This is a genomic window from Streptomyces sp. NPDC041129 (genome assembly GCF_055592265.1).
The window spans coordinates 491,779-518,101 of record NZ_JBVIYV010000002.1; the positions used below are offsets into that span (position 1 = coordinate 491,779).

General features: G+C 72.4%; 15 protein-coding genes. 5 read left to right on the top strand and 10 right to left on the bottom strand.

The features are described from left to right. Positions 1–89: 89 nt before the first annotated feature. Both ACZ6B1_RS10470 and ACZ6B1_RS10475 read left to right on the top strand, forming a co-directional pair. Complete coding sequence (locus ACZ6B1_RS10470) at positions 90–1,121, top strand: ATP-binding cassette domain-containing protein (RefSeq protein WP_468776751.1); 1,032 nt, start codon at positions 90–92, stop codon at positions 1,119–1,121. Further along, positions 1,118–1,969, top strand: a complete 852-nt coding sequence (locus ACZ6B1_RS10475; protein WP_468776753.1) for an ABC transporter permease — start codon at positions 1,118–1,120, stop codon at positions 1,967–1,969. The genes ACZ6B1_RS10470 and ACZ6B1_RS10475 overlap by 4 nt, the downstream gene beginning before the upstream one ends. Before the next feature lie 81 nt (positions 1,970–2,050). Here ACZ6B1_RS10475 and greA read toward each other — a convergent pair whose 3' ends face one another. Both greA and ACZ6B1_RS10485 read right to left on the bottom strand, forming a co-directional pair. Further along, positions 2,051–2,551: a transcription elongation factor GreA gene (gene greA, locus ACZ6B1_RS10480; RefSeq protein WP_358936392.1), complete on the bottom strand. Its 501-nt coding sequence runs from the start codon at positions 2,549–2,551 to the stop codon at positions 2,051–2,053. Positions 2,552–2,712: 161 nt separating this feature from the next. Next, positions 2,713–3,111, bottom strand: a complete 399-nt coding sequence (locus ACZ6B1_RS10485) for a DUF4307 domain-containing protein (RefSeq protein ID WP_468776755.1) — start codon at positions 3,109–3,111, stop codon at positions 2,713–2,715. Between the two features lie 101 nt (positions 3,112–3,212). Between ACZ6B1_RS10485 and mca the strand changes: the two genes are divergently transcribed. Continuing rightward, the gene (mca, locus tag ACZ6B1_RS10490) at positions 3,213–4,094 is read left to right on the top strand and encodes a mycothiol conjugate amidase Mca (protein WP_390051098.1); all 882 of its coding nucleotides are present in this window, start codon (positions 3,213–3,215) and stop codon (positions 4,092–4,094) included. Further along, a complete protein-coding gene (locus ACZ6B1_RS10495) occupies positions 4,087–4,320 on the top strand; it encodes a hypothetical protein (RefSeq protein ID WP_468776757.1) in 234 nt (77 codons plus the stop codon). Before mca ends, ACZ6B1_RS10495 begins: the two co-directional genes overlap by 8 nt. A 10-nt stretch (positions 4,321–4,330) precedes the next feature. Here the strand turns inward: ACZ6B1_RS10495 and ACZ6B1_RS10500 are convergent, their stop codons facing one another. Then, complete coding sequence (locus tag ACZ6B1_RS10500) at positions 4,331–7,534, bottom strand: tetratricopeptide repeat protein (protein ID WP_468776758.1); 3,204 nt, start codon at positions 7,532–7,534, stop codon at positions 4,331–4,333. 279 nt (positions 7,535–7,813) lie between these two features. On the opposite strand from ACZ6B1_RS10500, the gene ACZ6B1_RS10505 reads away from it, so the two are divergent. Then, entirely contained in the window at positions 7,814–8,899 is a 1,086-nt protein-coding gene (locus ACZ6B1_RS10505) for a branched-chain amino acid aminotransferase (RefSeq protein WP_468776760.1), read from the top strand. Between the two features lie 96 nt (positions 8,900–8,995). On the opposite strand, the gene ACZ6B1_RS10510 is transcribed toward ACZ6B1_RS10505, so the two are convergent. The 7 genes from ACZ6B1_RS10510 to ACZ6B1_RS10540 all read right to left on the bottom strand — a co-directional run bounded on the left by ACZ6B1_RS10510 (position 8,996) and on the right by ACZ6B1_RS10540 (position 26,221). Beyond that, positions 8,996–11,263, bottom strand: a complete 2,268-nt coding sequence (locus ACZ6B1_RS10510) for a Sir2 family NAD-dependent protein deacetylase (protein WP_468776761.1) — start codon at positions 11,261–11,263, stop codon at positions 8,996–8,998. Between the two features lie 55 nt (positions 11,264–11,318). Then, a complete protein-coding gene (locus tag ACZ6B1_RS10515) occupies positions 11,319–15,266 on the bottom strand; it encodes a non-ribosomal peptide synthetase (RefSeq protein WP_468776763.1) in 3,948 nt (1,315 codons plus the stop codon). Positions 15,267–15,285: 19 nt separating this feature from the next. Next, a complete protein-coding gene (locus tag ACZ6B1_RS10520; protein WP_468776765.1) occupies positions 15,286–21,663 on the bottom strand; it encodes an amino acid adenylation domain-containing protein in 6,378 nt (2,125 codons plus the stop codon). A gap of 104 nt (positions 21,664–21,767) precedes the next feature. After that, positions 21,768–22,445 carry an LOG family protein gene (locus tag ACZ6B1_RS10525; RefSeq protein WP_468776766.1) on the bottom strand — a complete coding sequence of 226 codons (678 nt, stop codon included), beginning with the start codon at positions 22,443–22,445 and terminating at the stop codon, positions 21,768–21,770. 41 nt (positions 22,446–22,486) lie between these two features. After that, a complete protein-coding gene (locus ACZ6B1_RS10530) occupies positions 22,487–23,227 on the bottom strand; it encodes an alpha/beta hydrolase (RefSeq protein WP_468776768.1) in 741 nt (246 codons plus the stop codon). A 60-nt stretch (positions 23,228–23,287) separates the two neighbouring features. After that, complete coding sequence (locus ACZ6B1_RS10535) at positions 23,288–24,577, bottom strand: MFS transporter (RefSeq protein WP_468776770.1); 1,290 nt, start codon at positions 24,575–24,577, stop codon at positions 23,288–23,290. A gap of 81 nt (positions 24,578–24,658) precedes the next feature. Then, positions 24,659–26,221: a tryptophan halogenase family protein gene (locus tag ACZ6B1_RS10540; protein WP_468776771.1), complete on the bottom strand. Its 1,563-nt coding sequence runs from the start codon at positions 26,219–26,221 to the stop codon at positions 24,659–24,661. Between the last annotated feature and the right edge of the window lie 102 nt (positions 26,222–26,323).

A 26,323-nucleotide genomic window follows, 5' to 3' on the forward strand; every position in this document is an offset into this window, starting at 1 on the left:
GGGTGAAAACCGCTGATGGAAAACCGAAGGCGGCGGCGAGCACGCGAACCTAGCCTTTCCGAAGCATCCCCAACGACGTGGAGACCCACATGCCAGGCGCCATCTACGCCGAAGGTCTGGTGAAGACCTTCGGCGATGTAAGGGCATTGGACGGCGTAGACCTCGATGTCCCCGAGGGCACGGTCCTCGGCCTGCTCGGGCCGAACGGCGCCGGCAAGACGACGGCGGTCCGCTGTCTGACGACGCTGCTGCGGCCCGACAGCGGACGGGCCGTCGTGGCGGGCGTGGACGTCCTCAAGGACCCCGACGCCGTACGCCGCTCCATCGGCCTGTCCGGGCAGTTCGCCGCGGTCGACGAGTACCTGACCGGCCGGGAGAACCTGCAGATGGTCGGTCAGCTCTACCAGATGAGGGCGAAGGCGGCCCGGCAGCGCGCGGTCGAGCTGCTGGAGCAGTTCCATCTCACGGACGCCGCCGACCGCCCCGCCAAGACCTACTCCGGAGGCATGCGCCGCCGGCTCGACCTCGCCGCCGCCCTCGTGGTCTCACCGCCCGTGATGTTCATGGACGAGCCGACCACCGGCCTCGACCCGCGCAACCGGCAGCAGCTCTGGGAGGTCATCAAGCAGCTCGTCTCCGGCGGTACGACCCTGCTGCTGACCACGCAGTACCTGGAGGAGGCCGACCACCTCGCCCACGACATAGCGGTCGTCGACCACGGCCGGGTCATCGCCAAGGGCACCTCCGACCAGCTCAAGGCCCACACCGGCGGCGAGCGCGTCGAGGTCGTCGTGCACGAGCGCGAGCACATCGCGACGGCCGCCGAGGTGCTGCGCGGCTTCGGCAAGGGCGACACCACGGTCGAGGAGCACACCCGCAAGCTGACGGTGCCCGTCACCGGCGGCGCCAAGCTGCTCGCCGAGGTCATCCGGGAGCTGGACGGCCGCGGGATCGAGATGGACGACATCGGACTGCGCCGCCCCACCCTCGACGACGTCTTCCTCTCACTGACCGGACACGTGGCCGAGGCCGAGGAGTCCGCCGGGAACGACCGGTCCGGCAAGGCCGGCAAGGCCGGCAAGGGCAGCAAGAGCGCCAAGGGCAAGGAGACCGTGAAATGAGTGCCGTGACCGAAGCCGCGCCCCTCGCGGCCCCCGGCAACGCCGTCGGCCGGTCCGTCCGTGACTCGCTGATCGTCGCCAAGCGCAATCTGATCCGCATGTGCCGGATCCCCGAGATGGTCATCTTCGGACTGATCCAGCCGATCATGTTCGTGGTGCTGTTCACCTATGTGTTCGGCGGCTCGATCCAGGTCGGCGGGTCCAGCTCCACGCAGGCCTACCGCGAGTTCCTGATGGCGGGCATCTTCGCGCAGACCGTCACGTTCGCCACGGCCGGCGCCGGCGCGGGCATCGCCGACGACATGCACAAGGGTCTCATCGACCGCTTCCGCTCCCTGCCCATGGCGCGCGGCGCGGTGCTGACCGGGCGGACCCTCGCGGACCTGGTCCAGACGGCACTCACCCTGCTCGTCCTCGCCGTGGTGGCGCTGCTGGTCGGCTGGCGCACGCACGAGAACCTCGGCAAGGTGCTCGCCGGATTCGGCCTGCTCCTGCTGCTCGGGTACGCGTTCTCCTGGATCGGCGCGCTCATCGGCCTCTCCGTGCGCACCCCCGAGGCGGCGACCTCGGGCGGCCTGATCTGGCTGTTTCCGCTGACGTTCATCTCGAACGCGTTCGTGGACGCGAACAAGATGCCCCCGTTCCTCCGGCACATCGCGGAGTGGAACCCGTTCAGCGCCACCGTGCAGGCGTGCCGTGAGCTGTTCGGCAACTTCCCTCCGGGCTACCGGACCCCGGATGCGTGGCCCATGCAGCACGCCGTGTGGGTCTCGCTGATCTGGTCGGTCCTGATCACCTTGGCCTTCCGTACGCTCGCGGTCCGCAAGTACCGCTCGGCCACCGCGTGACGGCGGCCACGGGGTGAGGGCATGAAGACGCCCCCGGTGTCCTGGGACGCCGGGGGCGCGACATGAAACCGGTCCGGTGGATCAGCCCGAGTACGGCTCGGCCTTCAGGATCCGCACCGAGGCCTTCTTGCCGTTCGGCAGCTCGTACTCCGCGTCCTCGCCGACCTTGTGGCCGATGACGCCGGAGCCGAGCGGTGACTGCGGCGAGTAGGTCTCGACATCCGCGCTCGCGTACTCGCGGGAGGCGAGCAGGAACGTCATCGTGTCGTCCTCGTCACCGTCGAAGGCGATCGTGACGACCATGCCCGGCGCGACGGCACCGTCCGCGGAGGCCGGAGCCTCGCCGACCTGGGCGTTCTCCAGAAGCTGGGTCAGCTGGCGCACACGGAGCTCCTGCTTGCCCTGCTCCTCCTTGGCCGCGTGGTACCCGCCGTTCTCGCGCAGGTCGCCCTCCTCGCGCGCGGCCGCGATCTTGGCGGCGATCTCCGTGCGCGCAGGACCAGTAAGGTACTCAAGCTCGTCCTTGAGCTTGTTGTACGCCTCCTGGGTCAGCCAGGTGACGTTCTCGCTGGTCTGGGTCACAGGGTGCTCCTCGTCGGTACTGGGAAATACAAAGCATCGCCCTACCCAGAAGAATGTTCCCTCTTGGATGGGCGAAACCACGAGCCTAACAATTCAACGGCGGAAGGGGGAGGACATAAGCCATCAGAATCACATCAACGCAGGTCACGGCCTGCGCATGGTCAGCCGGCGTGGCAGCCGAGCAGCTCGGCCGTCGTACCCCTGGCCGTCGTACGGAGCGTGACGACCTTGTCGATACGCGTGGCCGCGCCGGTGAACCGGAAGTCCGCCCGTCCCACCTCGGCGCCCTCGGCCGACTGGGAGCGCAGGGTGCAGTAGCCGGAGGCACCGGAGTCCTTGTGCACCTCGAGATGCACCCGGACCTCGTCGTCGGCGGCCTTGAAGGTGATCACCTGGGCGCTGATCTGGTTCTGCGCGATGTAGTGGTAGGCGAAGAGGCCGATCAGGGCGAGAAGGACCACGCCCAGCAGCGATCCGGCGACCTTGAGCCCGCGGTCGGCGCGCCGGTCCGAGGAGCGGCCGTAGCGGCCCTCGGGCAGCCGCGTGCTCGCCGTACTCATGATCGTCCTCTCCGCGGAATTAAACGCCCACCGATTCCGTCACTATAGAAGCCTGCGATTGCGCCGAAGACACGGGGCGCCGACTTACCGAGGATTGAGTCTTGACTGACCAGCTGCGACTGATGGCCGTTCACGCGCACCCCGACGACGAGTCGAGCAAGGGCGCGGCCACCATGGCGAAGTACGTGGCCGAGGGGGTGGACGTGCTGGTGGTGACCTGCACCGGCGGCGAGCGCGGGTCCATCCTCAACCCCAAGCTGCAGGGCGACACGTACATCGAGGAGAACATCCACGAGGTGCGCAAGAAGGAGATGGACGAGGCCCGGGAGATCCTCGGCGTCCGGCAGGAGTGGCTGGGCTTCGTCGACTCCGGCCTGCCCGAGGGCGACCCGCTGCCGCCGCTGCCCGAGGGCTGCTTCGCCCTGGAGGACGTCGACAAGGCGGCCGGCGAACTGGTGAAGCAGATCCGCTCCTTCCGCCCGCAGGTGATCACCACCTACGACGAGAACGGCGGCTACCCGCACCCCGACCACATCATGACCCACAAGATCTCGATGGTGGCGTTCGAGGGCGCGGCGGACGCCGAGAAGTACCCCGAGGCCGAGTACGGCCCCGTCCACCAGCCGCGGAAGCTCTACTACAACCAGGGCTTCAACCGCCCCCGCACCGAGGCCCTGCACCACGCGATGCTCGACCGCGGGCTGGAGTCGCCGTACGGGGACTGGCTCAAGCGCTGGAAGGAGTTCGAGCGCGTCGAGCGCACGCTGACCACGCATGTCCCGTGCGCGGACTTCTTCGAGGTCCGCGACAAGGCCCTGATCGCCCACGCCACGCAGATCGACCCCGACGGCGGCTGGTTCCGGGTGCCGATGGACCTGCAGAAGGAGGTCTGGCCGACGGAGGAGTACGAGCTGGCGAAGTCTCTCGTCGACACCTCCCTCCCCGAGGACGACCTCTTCGCGGGCATCCGGGACAATGCCTGACATGAGCGCAAGCCTGGCACTGACGCATCTCGTCCCCCTCGCCAAGGAGGTCGACGAGAACAAGGTCACCCCCGGCGTCCTCGGCTTCATCGTGTTCGCGGTGATGGCCCTGGCCGTGTGGGGCCTGATGAAGTCGATGAGCAAGCAGATGCAGAAGGTCGACTTCAAGGAGGCCCCCGAGGCCGGGGCCGAGGAGAAGACCGAATCCAAGGCGCCGCGGGGCTGACCCCAGGGGTTCAGCTCCGCGCCGGAACCGCCACCCCCATCACCTCGCGGGCGTGGCGGTCCGGTGTCATGCGCAGACGCCACGCCTGCCAGCCCGCCTCCAGGCTCACGCCCCGCTCCAGCAGGAGGGCGTAGGCCGGCACCCACTCGTCCAGCTTCTCGTCCCGCAGCGGATGCGAGGCGCGGGCGAGCTGGGCCAGCTCCTCCTGGGCGACCGCCGTGCCCACCTCCACCCCGCCCGGCGCCGCGTACGGCAGCAGGGTGCAGCGCAGGAACCGCGCCCAGTCCTCACCGCGGCGGTCGCCGTAGGACGTGAACAGGGTCAGCGCCTCGTCGCACAGCGCCAGCGCCTGCTGGATCCGGGCGTTGCCCGCGTCCACCACCGCCAGCTCCAGACAACTCCAGGCCTCGCCGTGGGCGACGCCGATGCGCTGGAAGTCGGCGCGGGCGTCGACGAGCAACTGCCGCGCGAAGCCCGAGTTGCGCAGCGAGCCGGTCTGCGCGGCCCGCTGGTCCCGGGTGACCCGCGCCGAGTGGTGCCGGGCGCAGGCCAGCCCGTAGACGTCCCGCATCCGGGAGAACATCTGCCGGGAGCGCTCGAGCTCCCGGACCGCCTGGTCCAGCTCGCCCGTCTCCTCCAGAGCCTGCCCGAGGTGGAACAGCGTCCAGGCCTCGCCGCGCGCGTCCTCGTTCTCCCGGTGCCGTGCCGCCGCGCGGCGCAGGCCCTCCACCGCGGGGCCGGCGTCCCCGTCGACCAGCCGGGCCCGGGCGAGCTGGGTCAGCGCCCAGGCCTCGCCGCGCGCGTCGTGCGTCTGGCCGTAGCGCTCCAGGGCGGCCCGCAGCTCCGTCTCCGCCCTCGGCACGTCGCCCATGCGCAGCGCGAGCTGGCCGAGCTGGAAGTGCGCCCACGCCTCCCCGTGCAGGGAGCCGCCCTGCCGGTGCAGGACCAGTGAGCGGGTGAGCAGGTCCAGCGCCTCCGGCAGCCGGGCCCGGTCACGCTGCACCGCCGCCAGCGCGTGCATCGTCCAGGCCCGGTCGGTCGCCAGCTCCTCGGCCGTCTGCAGGTCCAGGGCCTCCTGCAGCCGGGCCGCGGCCTCGGTGAGGTTGCCCTGGTGGTGCAGGGTGATCCCGAGGGAGCACAGCGCGCGGGCCGCGCCCGCGTCGTGGTGGGCCTCCCGGTAGAGGTCGACCACCGAGGCCAGCGTGGTGCGCGCCTTGTCCAGCTCGCCGAGCTGCCGCGCCGCGATACCGGTGCGCCACTGCACGGAGCGCATCAGCAGACCCTCGTCCACGGCCTGCGCCAGCTCGCTGATCTCGCCGAGGCGGTAGAGGTCACCGCGCAGCAGGCAGTAGTCGCACAGGGCGCCGAGCAGGTTCTGCACGGCGGCCTGGTCCACGCCCTCGGCGTGGCGCAGGGCGGCCGTGATGAAGCTGGACTCGTCGTCCAGCCAGCGCAGCGCCTCGTCCAGCGAGGTGAAGCCGTGCGCGCCGAAGTGGTTCGAGCGTGTCGACATGTTGCCGTCGACCAGGCGCAGCACCGAGTCCGCCAGCTCCGCGTAGTTCACGACCAGCCGCTCCTGCGCGGCCGTCCGCTCGGCCGGGTCCTCCTCGTCCAGCAGCCGCGCCTGGGCGAAGGCCCGCACCAGGTCGTGCAGCCGGTAGCGGTCGCCGCGCACATGGTCGATCAGACCGGCGTCCGCGAGGGCCGCCAGATGCCGGGTGGCCTCCGGCTCGTCGGTGGCCAGCAGGGCGGCGGCCGCCGCCGCGCCGAGCGAGGCCCGGCCGGCCAGCGCCAGCCTGCGCAGCAGCCGGCGGGTGGTGTCCGGCTGGTCGGCGTAGCGCAGCCACAGCGCCCGCTCCACCGGCTCGACCGGGCCGTACGCGCCGAGGTCCGAGGCGAGCTGCCGGGGCGAACGCGGGCCGAGCGAGGAGCCCGCGACGCGCAGCGCCAGCGGCAGCCCCCCGCACAACCGGCGTACCCGGTCGGCGGATTCCGCGTCGTACGGGCCCGAGTCGTCCTGTGCCGTCGCCCCCAGCAGTTCCTCGGCGCCGACCGCGTCCAGCTCCCGCACCGGCAGGTGGTGCACCCAGGCGCCGAGCTCCGCGGGCAGCTCCAGCGGGGCGCGGGCGGTGACCAGCACCAGGCTGTCGGAGTGCTCGGGCACCAGGGCGCGCACCTGCTCCGGGTCCGAGGCGTCGTCCAGCACGATCGTCACCGGAAGGCCGGTCAGATGCCGGTGGTACAGCTCGGACAGCCGCTTGACCTGCTGATCGGGGGAGGAGCGCTCGCGGAACAGCAACTGTTCGCGGGGCGCGCCGAGCCGGTTCAGCAGATGCAGCAGCGCGTCCCGGACGGGCAGCGGCGGCTCGTCCCGGCTACCGCCGCGCAGGTCCACGACGACCGCCCCGCGGAAGTGGTCCTTGAGGTCGTGCGCCGCGCGGACCGCGAGCGTCGTGCGGCCCGAGCCGGGCTCGCCGTGCAGCACGACCACCGTCGGCCGGGTCTCGGTGGCCGCCCGGGCCGCCTGCGCCCACTGCCTGATCCGCGCCAGCTCCGCCCGGCGGCCCGCGAACGGCCCGTTCGGCTCGGGCAGTTGCCCGAAGGACTGCTCCAGCACCGTGCGCCGGCGGGCCGCCGCGCTCTTGTCGGCGCCGCGCAGCGCCGGGCCGGTCTTCTTCTTCGGCCCGGTGGACGCGGTGAGCACCCGCTGCTGGTCGAGGAACGGGCGGATGCCGCGCACCTCCAGCGCGGTCAGCCACTGCAGCCGGAGCTGCTCCGGGCCCCCGGGCTGACCGGCCTCGCCCGCCCGGTGATGGGCGGCCGGCAGATGGGATCCTGCCACCTTCACCACGGTCGCGGCGGCACCCACCACGCCCACGGTGACGCCCGCGCCGACGGCCGTGCCGGCGCCGGTGCCCAGGGACAGGTCGGCGACGGCGGCGGCCACCGCGGCGACGGCGGCCACCAGCAAGGCCGTTCCGGCGCCCTCGCGTGCGTAGCGCTGGCCGAAGGTGAGCCGGCCGGCCTCGGCCTCGTCGAGCGCGCGGACGTAGGCCTCGTACTCCTCGGCGGCCTGCCGCGCCATGGTGTCCAGCGAGCCGCGCGCCCGCGACAGCAGCAACTGCCCGTCGGTCCGGCCGCCGGAGCGCCGCACCTCCTCGTCCACGGCCCGCGCCAGCAGCCGCTCGGCATCGGTCCGATGGCCGTCCCGCATGTCCCGTCCCCCTGTCGGCGACAACTCCGTTGCCTACGAGTGTCCTTCGGGGGCGGCGGGTTGGCGAGGGGGCGACGATCAGCGGATGGGTGCGGATTTCGTGACAACGCCCTTGTCGACGGCCCGTTTTCGCGGTCGTGGCGGAGTGCTTTCCTCACCCGTGCACGGTGCTTGCGCGATAATCACATGGGGGCCGCGACATGCGGGAAAGGCTCGGACGTCCCGCGGCGCACGGCCTGGGCGCGGTCCGTCACACACGACGGTGAAGGACTGGCACTCATGACGACGCCCACGATCGAGCTCAAGCCCTCCGCGAACCCGCGGTCCGACGCGGAGCGCGAGGCGATTCTGGCCGCCCCCGGGTACGGCCGGTACTTCACCGACCACATGGTGACGGTCAAGTGGACGCGGGGCCGCGGCTGGCACGACGCCGAGCTGGTCCCGTACGCGCCGCTGACCATCGACCCGGCGAACAAGACCCTGCACTACTCCCAGACCATCTTCGAGGGGTTCAAGGCGTACCGCCTGCCCGACCGCACCGTGGCCACCTTCCGCCCCCGGGCCAACGCGGAGCGCTTCCAGGCTTCGGCCCGCCGCATGGCCATGCCGGAGCTGCCCACCGAGCTGTTCCTCGCCGCGTGCGACGCGCTGGTCCAGCAGGACCGCGCCTGGGTGCCCGGCTCCGCCGAGGCCGCCCTGTATCTGCGGCCCTTCATGATCGCCACCGAGGTCGGTCTCGGCGTCCGGCCGGCCGACGAGTTCCTCTTCATCGTGATCGCCTCGCCGGTCGGCGCCTACTTCCCCGGCGGCGTCAAGCCGGTCTCGGTCTGGATCTCCGAGGACTACGTCCGCGCCGCGAAGGGCGGCACCGGCGCCGCGAAGACCGGCGGCAACTACGCCGCCTCACTGGTCGCCCAGGCCGAGGCCGCCGAGCACGGCTGCGACCAGGTCGTCTGGCTGGACGCGGCCGAGCACCGCTGGGTGGAGGAAATGGGCGCCATGAACATGTACTTCGTGTACGGCGACCGGGTCGTCACCCCCGAGCTCACCGGCTCCATGCTGCCGGGCATCACCCGCGACTCGCTGCTGACCATCGCCCGCGACCTCGGCCTCACCGCCGAGGAGGGCCGGATCTCCACCGAGGACTGGCGGCGGGACGCGGAGAACGGCACCCTGACCGAGGTCTTCGCCTGCGGCACCGCGGCGGTCATCACCCCGGTCGGCACGGTCAGGTCCCGGGGCGCCGGGTGGACCCACGGCACCGGCGAGCCGGGCGAGGTCACCATGCGCCTGCGCGAGGCACTGCTCGACCTCCAGACCGGCCGGGCCGAGGACTCCCACGGCTGGCTGCACCGGCACGGCTGAGCGCACACACGAAGGCCCGCCCCCGCCTGCGTCGGCGGGGGCGGGCCTTCGTGTCCGCGGCGGGCGCGGGACCTCAGCGCACCGCCGCCTCTCCCGTCACCGGCTCAGCTCGGTGGCCCGGTGCAGCGCCCGCTCGGCCCGGGCCAGATGGCCGTCCTGCTGCTCCAGCGCGCCGGCGGTCTCCACCGCCCGGCGGGCCGCGCTCAGCGACTGCTCGGCGCGCCCCAGGTCGGCCTGGCGCTCGGCGAGTTCGATGAGCGTCTTGGTGAGCCCGCGCAGCCCGTTCTGGGTCTGCGCCCGCCGCTCGTAGGCGTCCACCAGACTCTCCGCGAGCAGCACCGGGAACTCGCCGAACACCGTCACACCCGCCGGTACGGCGTCCAGCAGGTCGGCGGGCAGCGCGGGGTTCTTCTCGGCCAGCGCGGTCAGCGCCTCGGCCAGCGGTGCCGGGTAGCCGCCGGTCAGTGCCACCTCGACCGCCGCGGGCGAGACACCCGGCAGCAGCGACAGCAGTTCGGTCAGGCGCCGGCGGACCTGCGGACGGGTGTGCGCGGCGCGGGCCAGCACGGTCAGCACGCGCCGGTCCTGGCCCTCGGTGGTCTCCATCAGCGCCCCGAGCAGGAACCGGGGCGTGGCCACCTCGGCGACCAGTTCCTCGTCCAGCGCGTCGGGCAGCGACTCGCTCCAGTAGGCGGACCCGCCGGCGGCCGGCGGGTACATCTCGCGCAGCCACCGCGCGACCCGGACCCGCAACTCCGGGTCCTCCAGCGCCTGTACGTGCCCGAGGGCGGCGAGGGCCGCCTCCTCGTCGGCGGCTCCGCACAGTACGGCGGTGGCGGCCGCACTGGCCACCACGCCGGCCGGCAGTGCCAGCCCGTGCGCGTCCGCGGAGGCCCGCAGAAACGCCAGTTCCCGCTGGAGCAGCAGCCCCTCGTCCGGTCCGCCCGCACCGGTGGACGGTGCCAGTGCCGAGGCGAGCACCGCGGCCTGGAGGGCCCCGGGCAGCGGCGGTACGTCCTGGTCCGGGACGGCGGCGGGGGAGGGGTCGCCCAGGGCCGTCGCGTAGTCCCGCGCGGCCTCGCGCACGGCGTCGGCGTGGTCCGGCTCCGCCGCGTCGGGTGCCCCGAGCTCCTCGTACGTGTCCGCCGCCGGCCGGGGGCCGTCCGTGCGGGCGAGGAGCAGCAGGCGGACCGGCGCGCCGGACTCGCGTGCCGCCGCCTCGGCCTGGATCCGGGCCACCTGCTCGCCGCGGGTCTCGGCGCTCTCCACGACCACCAGCAGCGGCCGCTCCGTGGCGGGAAGACCCGCTCCCGGAGTCGGGAACGCGACCTCCCAGTCGCCCGACTCGCCCAGCCGGTCGGCGAGTTCGAGGGCGAGGCGGGACTTGCCGCTCCCGGCGGGACCGGACACCAGATGGGTACGGGTGCCGGTGCCCGCACACCACTGGGCGAGCCGCTCCAGCTCGGCGGCCCGCGAACGGAACCGCGCGGTCCGGGCGTCCGCGCGCAGCAGCACGCTGGGACGTGCCGCCGGCGCGGCGGTCTCCTCACCGGCGGCGGCCTCTTCACGGGTGGCGGCACCCGAGGCGGCGGCCCGCAGCTGCGCGGCGATGCGCGGCAGGGCCTCGCCCAGCGGGTCCCGGATGATGTCGGTGGCGATGGCGTCGTAGGGCGTGGGATCCCAGTTGACGATGACCAGGGTCGCCCCGGCGTTCACCGCGCTCGCGCACAGCGAGCCCGCGGGCTCGACGGTGAGCGTCGTCCCCACGGCGAGGATCAGGTCGCAGGAGGTGACGGCCTCCTCGGCCCGGACGAACGTCTCCGGGGACATGGTCTGCCCGAACATGGTGCTGGCGGTCTTCTGGACGCCGCCGCACTCCGGGCACGGCGGCGTGGCCTCGCCGGCCTCGATCCTGGCCAGCACGTCCGTGGTCGGCGAGCGGTGCCCGCACGCGACGCACAGGGTGGTGCGCATCGTGCCGTGCAGCTCGAAGACCCGGTCGGCGGGGGTGCCGGCGAGCTGGTGCAGACCGTCGGTGTTCTGCGTGACGACGGTCGTGTCGATGCCCGACTCGCCGAGCTCGGCCACCGCGCGGTGGCCGGCGTTGGGCTCGGCTCCCCACACGGGGTGCTCGTAGCGCGTCTTCCAGTAGCTGACCCGGAGTTCGGGGTCGGCCATGAAGGCCTGGTAGGTGTGCTTCGTCTGGAGTCCCGGGCTCAGGGTCCAGACGCCGGAGGGACCGCGGAAGTCCTGGATGCCGGAGTCGGTGGAGATGCCGGCCCCGCTGAACACCACGAGCCGGCGGACACCGTAGGCCCAGTCGGGGATGTCGCCGGGCAACTGGTCGGTCGAGGGTGTCGTCATGAGGGCCTCCAAGAAGTATCGGCGCGGTCGGCCACGGCCGCCGAACGGTGCGCCATCAGTGCACGGCGCTTTCGCCGGTGAACCGCGCCAGGGCGCCGACGCCCTCGCGCATGGCGACCACGAGCCGGCCGGCCAGGTCGCCCACCCGCGGTTCCGCGAGCAGACTGCGGTGGTCACCCGGGGTCGTCAGCACCACGAGCGGGCCCTCGACCTTGGCGCTCCAGCCCAGGTCCGGCGTGGTGTGCGGGGCGTCCTCGCCCCGGATCACCACCGCGCTGCCCCGGTACGGGTCGTGGGCGCCGTCGCGGTACTCCAGCAGCGCCTTGGCGTGCCGGCGGTAGAGATCCACCAGGCGCCGCAGGTCGTCCACGCTGCCCACGTCGGGGCGTGCGAGGTGGCCCTCGGCGAGCGACAGCGCGTGGGCCAGCCGCCGTTCGGCGGGGACCCGCTGGAGTTCGGCCAGGGTGATCGGGAGCTGGTTGGCGAACGCGCCGAGGATCGCGGCCGCGTCGTCGTCGACCCAGGCCGGGGGTACGGGGTCGGCGATGCTGGAGTCGATCAGCGCGAGCGTCTCCACCTGTCCCCCCTCCTCCCGCACCCGGCGCGCCATGGCGTAGGCCACGGCACCGCCCATGCACCAGCCGCCGAAGCGGTACGGCCCCTCGGGCTGCACGGCGCGCACCACGTCCAGGTAGTGCTCGGCGATGGCCTCGATGGTCGCGGGCCGCGGCCCGTCGGGAGCCACGTGGTCGAAGGCCTGTATCCCGTAGGCGGGTTGGTCCGCCGGGAGGGCGTCGGTCAGCGCACCGTAGCAGAACACCGTGCCGCCCAGCGGATGGATCAGGAACAGCGGCCGCTGGTCCGAACCCGGCGCCTCACGCAGGGGGACGAGGATCGAACTCTCGTCCTCGCGGCCCGCGTCGATGCCCTCCGCGAGCGAGGCCACCGTGGCGCCGGTGAGCAGGCTCGCCAGCGGAACCTCGTGGCCGGTGGCCTCCTTGATCCGCAGGACGATGCGGAGCGCGGCGATGGAGTGCCCGCCCAGGTCCCGGAAGGAGTCGGTGGCGCCCACCGTGTCCAGCCCGAGCTCCTCCGCCCACAGGCCGGCGACCATCCGCTCGGTCCCGGTGGAGGGTTCGACGATCCGCCCGGCGGCGGTGCCGCTGCGGTCCGGGTCCGGCAGCGCCGCCCGGTCGATCTTGCCGTTCGGGGTCAGCGGGTACGCGTCCAGCCACACGTACGCCGCGGGCACCATGTAGTCCGGTACGCGGGCCGCCACCAGCGCGCGCAGCTCCTGCGGGGCGGCCGCTCCGGAGCCCGGGGCCGCGACCAGGTAGGCGACGAGCTGGTGCTCGCCGCGCCGGTCCGGGCGCGGGGTGACGACGACCTGGCCGACCGCCGGGTGCGTGGCGAGTACCGACTCGATCTCGCCGAGTTCGATCCGGAACCCGCGGATCTTGACCTGGTGGTCGTTCCGGCCGATGAAGTCCAGCCGGCCGTCCGGCCGCCAGCGCACCGTGTCCCCCGTGCGGAACAGCCGCGCGCCCTCGGCTCCGAAGGGGGCGGCCACGAAGCGCACCGACGTCAGGGCGGGCTGCCCCCGGTAGCCGCGGGCCACGCCCTCGCCGCCGATGTACAGCTCGCCCGGGACCCCCACCGGCACCGGACGCAGGGTGTCGTCCAGCACGTAGACCTGGGTGTTGGCGAGCGGCGTACCGATGGTCACCGGCTCGTCGGCGCGCACGGCCTGGAGGCAGGACCAGATGGTGGTCTCCGTCGGCCCGTACGCGTTCCACACCGAGCCCAGCCGCTCGGCGAGCTGCCGCGCGAGGTCTCCGGGCAGCGCCTCGCCGCCGCTGATCGCCCGGACGCCGGGCTCGCTGCCGAGGCCGGCGTCCACGAGCATGCGCCAGGCCGAGGGGGTGGCCTGCACGATCGTGGCCCGCCGCACCTCGGCGACCAGCTCGGCGCCGTGCGCGGCGTCGTCCTCGAGGACGCGCAGCTCGGCGCCCACCAGCAGCGGGGCGAACACCTCGAGTCCGGCGATGTCGAAGGACAGGGAGGTGAGCGCCAGCCAGCGGTCCCCGGCCGTGAGACCGGTCTCGGAGATCATCGAGTGCAGCAGGTTCACCAGCGCGCGGTGCGGGATCTGGACACCCTTCGGCCGGCCCGTCGAGCCGGACGTGTAGATCACGTAGGCCAGGTCCTCCGCCCGCAGGCCCGGGTCGACGGCGTCGTCCGCGCCCTCGTCCAGGGTGTCCGGCGCGATCGTCAGCACGGTCGCCCGGGACTCGGGCGGCCGCGTGCCGGGATCGACGAGCACGACCGGCGCCTGCGCGTCGGCCAGCATGTAGGCCAGCCGGTCGGCCGGGTACTCCGGGTCCAGCGGCAGATAGGCACCGCCGGCCGAGAGCACGGCCAGCAGCGCGGTGATCAGGTCCGCCGAGCGCCGCATGCACACGCCGGTGATCACTCCGGGGCCGACGCCCTGCTCGCGCAGCCGCCGGGCCAGACGGTTCACCCGCCGGTACAGCTCCGCGTAGGTCAGCTCCCGGTCCCCGGCGCGCAGCGCGACCCGGCCGGGGTGGCGGGCCGCGGTCTCCGCGAGCAGCGCGGGCAGCGGCCGGTCCAGGGGGAGTTCGGCGGCGGTGTCGTTCCACTCCCGAAGCTGCCGGGTGGTCTCCGCCGCGGTCAGCAGCGGCGTGCCCGACACGGACGCGCCGGGGTCCTCCACCATGGCCCGCAGCGCCGCGGTGTAGTAACCGCCGATCGCCTCCATCTGCTCGGCGGTGAACTCCGCCGCGTTGTGGTTGATGCCCAGGCCGAGCTCGCCGGTGCCCGGGTCGGCGCCGAAGTTGGCGGTGAAGGACAGGTTGGTCTGCTCGAAGAAGTCCGTCTCGTCGACCGTCAGATGGGTCAGCGACATACCGCCGTAGCTCCGCATGGCGCGGTAGTCGACCAGTGTCTCGAAGAGCGTGTCCCGGTTCAGGTCGCGCTGCATCTGGACCAGCGGATAGCGTCGGTGGACGAGCGCCTCGCCCTCCGCTCGGTGCACCTGCCGGGCCAGGTCGCGCCAGTTCGTCCCGCCCGTGTCCACGACCAGCGGGGTGCTGTTGAGGAACAGGCCGATCACCCGCTCTCCGTCGGCCGTCTCCGGGCGGCAGTTGGCCACGCGGCCGGTGAGCACCCGGCGCTGTCCCGACAGCCGGGCGACGACCGCGGCGTGCGCGGCGTACAGCGCGGCCTTCGTCGCCACTCGCGAGTCCGCCGCGAAGGCCTTGATCCGCTCGGTCAGTTCGGCCCCGAAGGCCACCCGGTGCACCCGCGCGGACCGCTCCGCCGCGGCGCCCGTACGGCCGCCGCCCCAGCGCGGCAGTTCGAGCACCTCGGTGTCCTCCAGGAGCCGGGCCCAGTAGTCGCGGGCCGCGCCGTCCGCCAGCGCCTTGCGCTCCAGCAGCACGTAGTCGCGGAACCGGGTGCCGAGTTCGGGCACCCGGGGCGCGTGACCGGACAGCGCCCGGTCGTACTCCGACAGCAGCGAGGAGGTCAGCAGCGACAGGCTCCAGCCGTCGAGGATCGCGTGGTGGAAGCTCAGGTGGAGCCAGAACGCGGTGCCGCCGACCACCTGGGCGTGCACCCGCAGCAGCGGGGCGGTGCCCAGGTCGAACGGCCGGGCCTTCTCGCCCGCCCGCCACACGGCGAGCCGCTCCTCCTGCTCCGCCGCGCCCAGTCCGGACAGGTCCTCGACGGTCAGCGGGGGCTCGACGGTGTCGTGCACGAGCTGCATGGGCTCGCTGAACCGGGTCAGCTCCACACTGCTGCGCAGGATGTCGTGGCCGGCCACCAGCGCGGCCAGCGCGCCGCGCAGCAGGCTCTCGTCGAACGGTCCGGAGATCCGCAGGCTGGACAGATCGTGGTAGGTGGAACCCGCCGGGTCCAGATGGCTGTGGTACAGCATCCCGGACTGCAGCCGCGTGAGCGGGTAAGCATCTTGAATCGCCATGGTGTTCAGCTCCCGCCGGTCACGCTTCACGCAGTCGGGCCAGGTCCTCCTGGGACAACAGGGAGAACTCGCCGACGCTTTCGGTCACAGGACTGTCTTCGGTCTCCTCGCGGGCACCCCCGCGGTGGTGCGCGGCGAGGGCGGCGACGGTGGGGGTCTGGAACATGTCCTCGACGGTGAAGCCGAAGCCACGCTGCCGGGCCCGGCCCACCACCGCGATCACATGCATGGAGTCGCCGCCGAGCTGGAAGAAGTCGTCGTCCGCGCCGACGCCGTCGACTCCCAGCGCCTCCTCCCACAGGGCCGCGAGCATCCGCTCCGGCTCCGTGGCCGGCACCCGAGAGGCCGCCTCGCGCTCGACCACGGGCTCGGGCAGCGCCTTCGTGTCGATCTTCCCGCTGGAGGACAGCGGGAAGGCGTCGAGCGCCACCACGGCCGCCGGCACCATGTACCGGGGCAGCAACGAGGCCGCCAGCGCCAGCAGTTCGGCGGCCGGCGGCGGTACCTGGCCGGCCGGCGCGGTGACGTAGGCGATCAGCCGCCGGTCGCCCGGCCGGTCCTCGCGGACCAGGACCCGCGCCTGCTCGACCAGGTCGTGCCGCGCGAGCACCTGCTCGATCTCGCCCAGCTCGATCCGGAACCCGCGCACCTTCACCTGGTCGTCCCGCCGGCCCAGGAACTCCAGCCGGCCGCCGGGCAGCCACCGCGCGCGGTCGCCGGTGCGGTACATCCGGGTGCCGGCCGGGCCGTACGGGTCGGCGACGAACCGCTCGGCGGTCAGCGCGGCACGCCCCTGGTAGCCGCGGGCCAGACCCTCGCCCGCGAGGTACAGCTCGCCCGCCACCCCGATCGGGGCCGGGGCGAGACGGTCGTCCAGGACGTGCGTCCGGGTGTTGGCGATCGGCGCGCCGATGGGCACCGGCGCCGAGTCGTCGTCGCTCGCGCAGGTCCAGGCCGTGACGTCCACGGACGCCTCGGTCGGGCCGTAGAGGTTCTCCAGCCGCGCGTCGAGGGTGCGCAGGGCCAGCCGTGCGACGTCGGCCGGCAGCGCCTCGCCGCTGCACACCACCAGCCGCAGGGCGGTCAGCCGCGCCGCGTCCGGGGTGTCCAGGAACGCCCGGAGCATGACGGGCACGAAGTGGCAGACGGTCACGCCGGTCTCGGCCATCAGCCGGGCCAGGTACTCCGGCTCGCGGTGTCGCCGCGGGGCGGCCAGGACCAGGCAGGCGCCGTTCATCAGCGGCCAGAACAGCTCCCACACCGAGACGTCGAAGCTGATCGGCGTCTTGTGCAGTACGCGGTCCCGGGCCGTCAGGCCGTACGACTCCTGCATCCACAGCAGCCGGTTGACGATGCCGCGGTGCGGGATCTGGACGCCCTTGGGCGTGCCCGTGGAGCCGGAGGTGTAGATCACGTAGGCGAGATTGCCCGCCCGGGCCGTCGGCTCCGGCCCCGTCTCGGCGCTCTCGCGGCCCACGGCCAGCTCCACGCAGCCGCCGGAGGCGAAGGTCCCCGCGGGTCCGGCCGTCAGGACGACCGGCGCCGCGCTCGTGCGGACCATCGTCCGCAGCCGCTCCACCGGGTGGTCCGGCTCCAGCGGCAGATAGGCGCCGCCGGCCTTGTGCACGGCGAGCAGCGCCACCATGAGCTCCACGGAGCGGTGCAGGTGCACGCCGACGACCACGTCCGGTCCCACACCGTTCTCGCGCAGCCGCAGCGCCAGCCGGTTGGCCCGGCCGTCGAGCTCGGCGTAGCTCAGCACCTCGTCCTCGAACCGGACGGCCGGCGCGTCGGGGGTGCGGCGCACCTGCTCGGCGATGATCTCGGGGAGCGTGCGGTCGAGGTCGTACGGCGTGGCCGTCCCGTTCCAGCGCGTCAGCCGCTCCCGCTCGGCCTCGCCCGCGAGCCGCAGCCGGTCCAGCGGGACCGCCGGGTCGGCCGCGACCTGGGCGAGGACGTTCAGCAGATGGCCGGTCAGCCGGTCGACGGTGGCCTCGTCGAAGAGGTCGAGGTCGTAGTCGAGCATGCCGACCAGGCCGTCGTCGCCCTGGGTGAAGCGCAGGCTGATGTCGCACTGCGCGCGGGCCTCGGTGCTGACGAGCGCCTCGACCTCGTGGCCGGGCAGCCGCAGCGGCACCTCGGGGACGTTCTGCAGGGCGAACAGCACCTGGTAGAGCGGGTTGCGGCTGAGGTCGTGGTCGGGCGCGAGCTCGGCGACCAGGCGCTCGAACGGCGCCTGCTGGTGGTCGAAGGCCGCCAGCGCCATGTCCTTGACCCGGGTGAGCAGTTCCGCGAACGACGGCCGGCCGCCGGTGTCCACCCGCATCAGCACCGTGTTGAGGAAGCAGCCGACGGACCGTTCGAAGTCGGAGCGGGGCCGGAACGCCACCGGCGTGCCGACCAGCACCTCCCGCTCACCGGCGTGCCGCGCGAGCACCACGCCGAACGCGGACAGCAGCGTCATGAACAGGGTCGCGCCGGACTCCCGGCCGGCCTTCTCCAGCCCCGCCACCACCTCGTCGGGCACCGTGAGACGCCGGCGGGCACCCCGGTGCGCCTGCACCGCGGGCCGGGGCCGGTCGGTGGGCAGCTCCAGCACGGTCGGGACGCCGGCCAGCCGCTCCTTCCACCAGTCCACCAGGCGGTCCTGCTCACCGCTGTCCAGGAAGACGCGCTCCCACTCGACCAGGTCGGCGAACTGGGCGGCCGGGGCCCCGCAGGCCTCCGGCCCGCCCGCGAAGATCCGCGACAGGTCCTCGAAGAAGACGCCGGCGGACCAGCCGTCGAAGACGATGTGGTGCACGGTGAAGACGAGCAGCCGCTCCTCGTCGCCGAGGCGCACGACCAGGCAGCGCATCAGCGGGGCCACGGAGAGGTCGAAGGGCCGGCGCGTCTCACCGGCCGCGTAGGCGAGGCCCACCTCCTCGGCGTCGGCGCGGTCGGCGAGGTCGACGACGTCGACCAGCACGCGGGCGCCGGGCAGGACCTCCTGCACGGGCTCCCCGTCCACCATGGTGAACCGGGTGCGCAGCGCCCCGTGCCGGGCGACGACGCCGTCGAGCGCGGTCTGCAGCGCCGCGGTGTCGAGGTCGCCGCGCACCCGCAGCACCGCCGACATGTTGTACGCGACGTCGCCGGGCTGCACCTGGTCCACGAACCACAGGCGGCGCTGGACCAGCGAAAGGCCGTGGGAGCCGTCGCCGCTCACCGGGACCGGCAGCGGCTCCGCCTCGGCGGGCTCGGGCACACCGTTCTCGACGAGGGCGAGGAACCCGGTGATGGTCGGGTTCTCGAACACCTCGCGCAGGCTCAGCCTGACCCCGTAGGTCTCCTTGATCCTGGACAGCAGCCGGGTGAGCAGCAGCGAGTGGCCGCCGAGGGCGAAGAAGTCGTCCTCGACCCCGATCCCGACGAGGGCCAGCACGTCCTCCCACAGCCCGGCCATCCGGCGCTCGTCCTCGGTGGCCGGCGGGCGGGAGTGCTCGCTCTGCTCCCACTCGTTGCTGGGGGAGGGCAGGGCCGCGCGGTCGATCTTCGCGTTGGCGTTCAGCGGGAATCCGGGCAGGACGACGAAGGCCGAGGGCACCATCGGCTTGGGCAGCGCGGCGGCGGCCAGGGTGCGCAGTTCGGCCCCGGTCACCGTGCCGGGCTCGGCCGTCACGTAGGCCACCAGCCGCCGGTCGCCCGGGCGGTCCTCGCGCACCATCACCAGTGCCTGGCTCACGCTCTCGTGCCCGACCAGGACGCCCTCGATGTCGCCGGGTTCGATGCGGTGGCCGCGCAGCTTGATCTGGTGGTCGACGCGGCCGACGAACTCGGCGCAGCCGTCGCCGAGATACCGGATGCGGTCACCGGTGTGGTAGACGCGGTCCTCCGGGTCGCCGGTCCAGGGGCTGGTGGTGAAGCCGCCCGCGATCCCGTTCAGATAGCTCGCGAGGTAGGGCGTGCGCACCACCAGTTCGCCGACCTCGCCCTCGGCGCAGAGCTCGCCGGCCGGGTTCACGAACAGGATCTGCACACCGGTGATGCCTGGCCCGATCGGCGCCTTCGACAGGAACGGCCGTACCTGGTCGGGGGATTCGACGTCGCGCAGCGACAGCGAGGAGATCACCTGGGGCGTCTCGGTCGCCCCGTAGATGTTGATCAGGCTGCAGTGCGGTGCCATCGCCGCCCACGCGGTGGCCGTGTGGCGGCGCAGCACGTCGCCGTTGATGCCGACCAGGCGCATCGCCGGCAGTGTGCCGCCGGGCGGCATGGCCGCGGCGAGCTCGTGGGCGTACGGCGGCGTGAGGTGGACGACGGTCGCGCCGATCTCGCCGAGCCACCGGGTGGTGGGGGCGAAGTCGAGGCGGTCGTGGACGGGGAAGCAGGACCGGCCGCCGACCCACATGGGGGTCAGCAGGTCACGCATCAGCACCTCGTAGCCGAGGCCGGCGAGGACCGCGAACCGGTCGTCGGGGCCGAGGTTCTGCGAGCGTTCGTACCAGTCGAGGAAGTGCGTCACCGCGTCGTGCTTGGTGACCACGCACTTCGGCACGCCGGTGGAGCCCGAGGTGAACACCGCGTAGATGGCGTCGTCCGGGGAGATCTGGATGCCCGGCGGGTCACCGGGCAGGGCGGCCCAGGCCCCGGCGTCGTCGAGGCGGATCGTTCCGGCGCCCTCCGGCATCGCCGCCAGCACCTCGTCCGGCAGGGCCTCGCAGCCCCGCGTGAGCATCAGCGCCTTAGGGGCGCTGACCCGCATGCACTGCACGAGCCGGCCGGCCGGCAGCGTCGAGTCGATGATCACGAACGGCGCGGCGCACTTCAGCGCGGCCAGCATCGCGATCTGGGTGGACGGGTCGCGCTTGATGACGATGCCCACCATGTCGCCGCGTCCGACCCCCGACGCGCGCAGCCGGCGGGCGAGTTCGTTGGCCGCCCGGTCCAGCTCCCGGTACGTCCAGGTCTCGTCCTTGTACGTGATGGCGACCCGGTCCGGCGCGCAGTCCACGTGCTTGGTGAAGCGCTCGACGATGGACTCGTGCCAGTCGGGGGTGAGCGGCTCGTACGGGTCCGGCAGCAGCTCGCGGCTCTCCCGCGAGAGCAGCGGGTAGCCGAGGACGGAGCGGTGCGGGTTGCGGCTCACCTGCGCCAGCAGCTCGGCGGTCTGGTCGAGCAGCCAGCCGATCCGGGTCTCGGTGAACAGGTCGGCGTCGTAGACCAGATCGAGGTCGAGGCGGCCCGCGGCGGACTTCACGTAGAGGGTGAGGTCGAACTTGGCCGCCTCCTCCTCGTTCGGCACGTGCTCGGTCTCGCAGCCCGGGAACGAGGGCAGCCGCGGCTCCGGCTCGAAGTTGACGAGGACCTGGACGAGGGGGTTGCGGCTGAGGTCGTGGTCCGGCGAGAGCTCGGCGACCAGGCGCTCGAACGGCGCCTCCTGGTGGTCGAAGGCCTCGAGGGACATGTCCTTGACGCGGCCGAGCAGCTCGGCGAAGGACGGCTGCCCCGCGGTGTCCACGCGCATCACCACGGTGTTGAGGAAGCAGCCCACCGCCCGCTCGAACTCCGAACGCGGCCGGAACGCCACCGGCGTGCCGATCAGCACCTCCTCCTGTCCGGCGTGCCGCGCGAGCACCACACCGAAGGCGGACAGCAGGGTCATGAACATCGTCGCGCCCGCGGTCCGGCTCACCTTCTCCAGGCCCGCGACCACGTCCTGGGGCACGCTCAGCCGCCTGCGCGCGCCCCGGTGCGCCTGCACCGCCGGGCGCGGCCGGTCGGTCACCAGCTCCAGGACCGTGGGCGCCCCGGCGAGCCGCTCCTTCCACCAGGCCACCAGCCGGTCCTGCTCGCCGCTCTCGCGAGCCGTCCGCTCCCACTCGACCAGGTCGAGGTACTGCGCGGCCGGTGCGCCCAGGGCGTCCGGGTCCGCGCCGAAGAGCTGGGACAGCTCCTCGAAGAAGACGCCGGCGGACCAGCCGTCGAAGACGATGTGGTGGATGGTGAAGACGACGAGCTGGTCCTCGTCGCCCAGCCGCACCACCGAACACCGCAGCAGCGGTGCCGTGGTCAGGTCGAACGGCCGGCGCGCCTCGCCCATGGCGTGGGCCCGGCCGACGGCCTCGGCGTCGGGCTGGTCGCGCATGTCCACCACGTCGACCAGCACCCGGGCGCCCGCCAGGACCTCCTGCACGGGCTCGCCGTCCACCACCGTGAACCGGGTGCGCAGCGCCCCGTGCCGGGCGACGACGCCGTCGAGCGCGGTCTGCAGCGCCGCCGTGTCGAGCGAGCCGCGCACCCGCAGCACCACCGGCATGTTGTACGCGATGTCGCCCGGCTGCACCTGGTCGACGAACCACAGACGCCGCTGGATGGAGGAGAGCTCACTGAACGGGCCGGACACTGACTTACCCATACTCAACCTTGTCGATCTCGTGGATGCTCATGGCTTCGGTGGCGGGGGCCGGAACACGTGTCGGGGCGCCGACCGGTGGCCCGGCCGACGCCCCGCGGTGCACGTCAGGCGGTGGCGCCCGCGCGGTCGGCGGGGATGCCCTTGTCCGCCAGCGCGAGGGCGTCCTCGACGCTGTCCGCGATGGCGACCTGGGACATGATGGAAGGGCTGACCAGGCCGGTGCGCACCAGGTGTTCGGTCATGAACCGCAGCCAGGCGTCCCAGAGCTGGACGCCCTCTGGCTGCATCAGGATCACGGGGAACGGGCGGTGCTGGTCGGTGTCCTGGTGGACCAGGACCTCGTACAGCTCGTCGAGCGTTCCGACGCCGCCGGGGAAGACGAACAGCGCGTCGATGTCGTGGGTGAGCAGCAGCTTGCGCAGTGCGAAGGTGCCCACCGTGATGGACCGGCTGGGGTCGAGCACGGTGTCGGGCACCTCCCCGGCGATCTCGATCCGGACCGCCCTGGACAGCAGCTCCCCGCTGCCGTCCCGGACCGCCTGCATGATGCCGGGACCGCCGCCCGTCACGGCCGCCCAGCCACGCTGCGCGACCGCGGCACCGAGGCTCCGGGCCAGCTCGTAGGACGGATCCCCGGGCTGGGTGCGTGCGGAACCGAACACCGTGACGATGCGCTCCTGCCCCAGGGAGCGGGAGGCCCTGCTCCAGGTGCGGGCGGTCTCCACCTCCGCGGCCAGGGACCGCAGTGCCGTTTCGAGGTGTCCTTCGGGCTGTTCCTTCATCCCCTTGTCCCTTCTTCCTGTTGCTCGAGGGCCCGAAGCGGCTACTTGACCAGGGCCTCGCGCACGAGGTTCAGGGCTCGGTGCACGGCCTCGCGCGACTCCTCGGTGTGGTCGACGATGTCGAACCCGTGGTGACCGTTGGGCACGTCGATGATGGTCAGCTCGACCTGGTGCTCCTCGGCCGCGGCGACGAACTTCTCCACGGTCTCGGCGACCAGCGGGGCCTCCAGGCCGACGCGGGTCAGCACGATCTGCGGCACGTCACCGTGCTCGGCCACCGCGAGGGACGGCTCGAAGCGGGGCTCCAGCTCCATGTGCGGACGGGAGCCGAGCGCCGGGTAGGTCGCCGCCAGCACGCGCAGCCACTCCGGCGGCGTGCGGAGGTAGTCGGAGATCAGCGGGCTGCCGCCGCAGAAGAACCAGATCGCGATCCGGTCGGAGTCGACCCGCTCGTCCGCGCGGACCTGCTCGATCGCCTCCTTCAGGGCGTCGGCGGCACCGGGGAACTGGTCCCACTCGTGCAGCGGGAGTTGGAGGGGCGCGGCGATCAGGCCGTTGGCGGCCAGCAGGTTGCCGTAGCCGCGGTAGACCGGCCACTCGCGCGGGTTGATCCACTCCGCCTCGGCGGGCAGCGGGCCACCGCACACGAAGACGACCGCCGGCAGCGGACCCTCGGCCGCCGGGGGCACGTAGAGGTCCACGCGGCCGTGGCGCTCGGGCTGGATGGGCTCCGGCTCCAGGACAAAGGCGCCGTTCACGAAGTACGGGACGTCGTCACTCATGATCCACTCTCAGTTTTTCTACGGGGATGGGACAGGCGGGCCGGCGGACGCGGTGACGCGTCATGCGTCCAGGGCCTCGGGAAGCTCTCGGCCGATCTTCCGCAGCGCCGAGAAGAGGAAGAGGGACGACGCCACGATCATCCCGATGGTGATGACGAACAGGCCTTCGCGCAGGCCCAGTTCCTCACCGAGGACACCGCCGACGAAGGAGCCGAGCGGCACCGAGCCGACACCGAGGAAGCGGTGGGTCGCCATGACCCGGCCGAGCATCCGGTCCGGGGTGATCGACTGCCGGATGCCCGCCAGCGTCACACCGAACGTCATGCTGAGCGCGCTGTACACGAAGTTCAGCAGGATCAACGTGCCCACCGTGAGCCAGCCGTTGCCGTGCAGCAGCGACACCCCGAGCAGGAACACGCAGCTCACGATCGCGCTGGCGTTCAGCACCAGGCCGTAGCCGAACCGCTTCGGCAGCCGCGAGGAGAACAGCGCGCCCACCAGCAGACCGGGGCCCGAGGCCGCGAGCGCGAGGCCGATCTCGTAGCTGGACAGCTTCAGCTCGACGGGCATGTACACGAGGTAGATGGCGAGGTAGCCGGCGTAGCAGAAGTTGAACATGGCCGCGATCAGCACGACGGAGCGCAGGATCGCGCTGCCGAAGACCAGCCTGAAGCCCTCGCCGATCTGCTTCAGCGGCTTCACGGGCTCCGTGCTCGGCGTCGGCTTCGGCTCCGGCCTGCGGATGAGCCAGATACCCGAGGCGGAGATCAGGTAGAACACCACGCAGGCGATCAGCGCGTTGGCCGGTGAGAACCAGGCGACGAAGAGGCCGCCGAGCGCGGGCCCGGCGATCAGCGCGGCCGAACGCGCCGTCTCCAGATGGCTGTTGCCCGCGGGGATCTGGTCCCGCTCCACCACCCGGGGCAGATACGCCTGCGAGCCAACGTCGAACAGCACCATGCACGTGCCGATCAGGAACGCGGTGATGTAGAGCGCCGAGAGCCCGAGCTGGTGCATCGAGTAGGCGAGCGGGATCAGTGCCAGGGCGGCCGCACGGCCGAGGTCCGCCGCGATCAGCATGTTGCGGCGCCGCCAACGGTCGACGACGACACCCACGAAGAGCACGAACAACGGATAGGGCAGCTGCCCGACGGTGCGCATGACACCGACGTCGAACGAGGACGCGCCCACGGTGAGCACGGCCACCAGCGGTATGGCGACGTCACCGATCTGCCCGCCGAAATTGGATGCGGTGTTGCCGACCATGAGCCAGCGGAAGTCCCTGTCGCGCAGGGGGCTGCGCGGCGGCGCCTTGGCCGCCGGCTCCGCGAGCGACTCGTCCGTAGTCAATTGCTGTCCTTTCGCCGCGGCCCGCTGGGCCGCGGCGGTGTGCGATGGGGGGATTGCTCTGGGCCGGGAGGGCCAGGGCGGTCAGCGCGCCTGGCGCATGTGGGCGAAGTACTCGTACTGGCTCGGCAGCTTGGCGACGAGGTCCCGCGCCTCCTGGCGGATGGTCCGCATCTCCTTCGCCGCGGCGGCCGGGTCCATGGCGCCGAGGACCGGCGAGGACTGGAGCGGCACACCGCCGAGGCCCAGCAGCATGGCGTGGTACGAGTAGGGCTCGAAGCCGTGGTAGTGCGGGAAGACCGACTCGCGGTCGGGCAGCTTCGCCTGCCACAGCTCGAGCCGCTCGGCCAGACCGTCCGGCAGCGGACGGGTCTTGGTGTCCTTCCAGTACTGGTTGTCCTGGCGCCGGGCCGCGTAGTAGTGCAGGACCAGGAACTCGCGGACACCGTCCATCATCCGGGCGATGTGGTTGTTGTACGAGACGCGGAGCTGTTCGTTCCAGTTCTGGTCCGGGAAGTGCTTGACCAGCTGCTCGATGCCGTTCTGGATGAAGAAGATGCCGGTGGACTCCAGCGGCTCGACGAAGCCGGCGGTCAGGCCGATGCCGACGCAGTTGCGCACCCAGGTGTTGCGGGTGCGGCCGATCCGCATCCGGATGTGGTTGGCCTCCACACCCTCCGCCTCCGGGCCGACGTAGTCGCGCAGGGCCTGCTCGGCCTCGTCCGGGGTGATGTAGTCACCGGCGTACACGTAGCCGGTGCCGATGCGGTCGAACAGCGGGATCGTCCAGATCCAGCCCGCGTCCTGGGCGGTCGCCGTGGTGCACGGGCGCATGCCGCGCTCGGCGGCGTCCACGGGCACCCGCAGGGCCACGGCCCGGTCGTTGGGCAGGGTGTCCTGGTAGGACAGGAACGGCTCCTCGAGTGCCTGGTTCAGCAGCATCCCGCGCCAGCCGGTGCAGTCGATGAACAGATCGCCGTGCAGCTCGCCGTGCTCGGCGGTGCCGACGTGGCTGATCCAGCCCCGCTCGTCGAGCGCCACGTCGGTGACGTCGTCGAGGATGTGGCGCACCCCGCGGTCGGTGCCGTACTTGGTGAGGAACTTCGCCAGCAGCACCGTGTCGAAGTGGTACGCGTACGGGAACTGCGTCTGCTGCTCGCTCATGGTGCTGCGGCCCACCGGCTCCGAACCGCTGCCGAGCCGGTCCTCGCGCTGCTCGAAGATCTCGCCGCCCAGGTAGCGCGGCGAGGACTTCTGCTCACAGAGCGCCGGGATGACGAAGCAGTCGTCGTCGAAGCGGTCGGACGGGCCCCCGCGCAGCCACCAGTCGGTGATGGGGAAGCCGTCGACGACCCGGGTGCGCTCGAACGGGTGGTAGAAGTGGTGGCCGGGCTCACGCCAGTTCTCGAACCGGATGGCCAGCTTGTAGGTGGCGCTGCACTCCGGCATCCACTCGTGCTCCTGCAGGCCCAGGTACTGGAAGAAGTGGCGGACCGTGCTGAACGTCGCCTCGCCGACACCGATGGTCGGGATGTTCTTCGACTCGACCAGCGTCACGGAGACGTTCGGCCCGAAGGTCGCCTTGAGGTAGCTGGCGGTCATCCAGCCGGCGGTTCCGCCACCGACGATGACAACGTTCTTGATCATTGGGAGACCTGCCTTCGGAGAGTCGTGCACCGGACGTGGTGGTCCGGAGGTGTACGGCGCGGTTGGGGGGCCCCGGCGGATCGCGCCCGGCCCCGTCCGCGG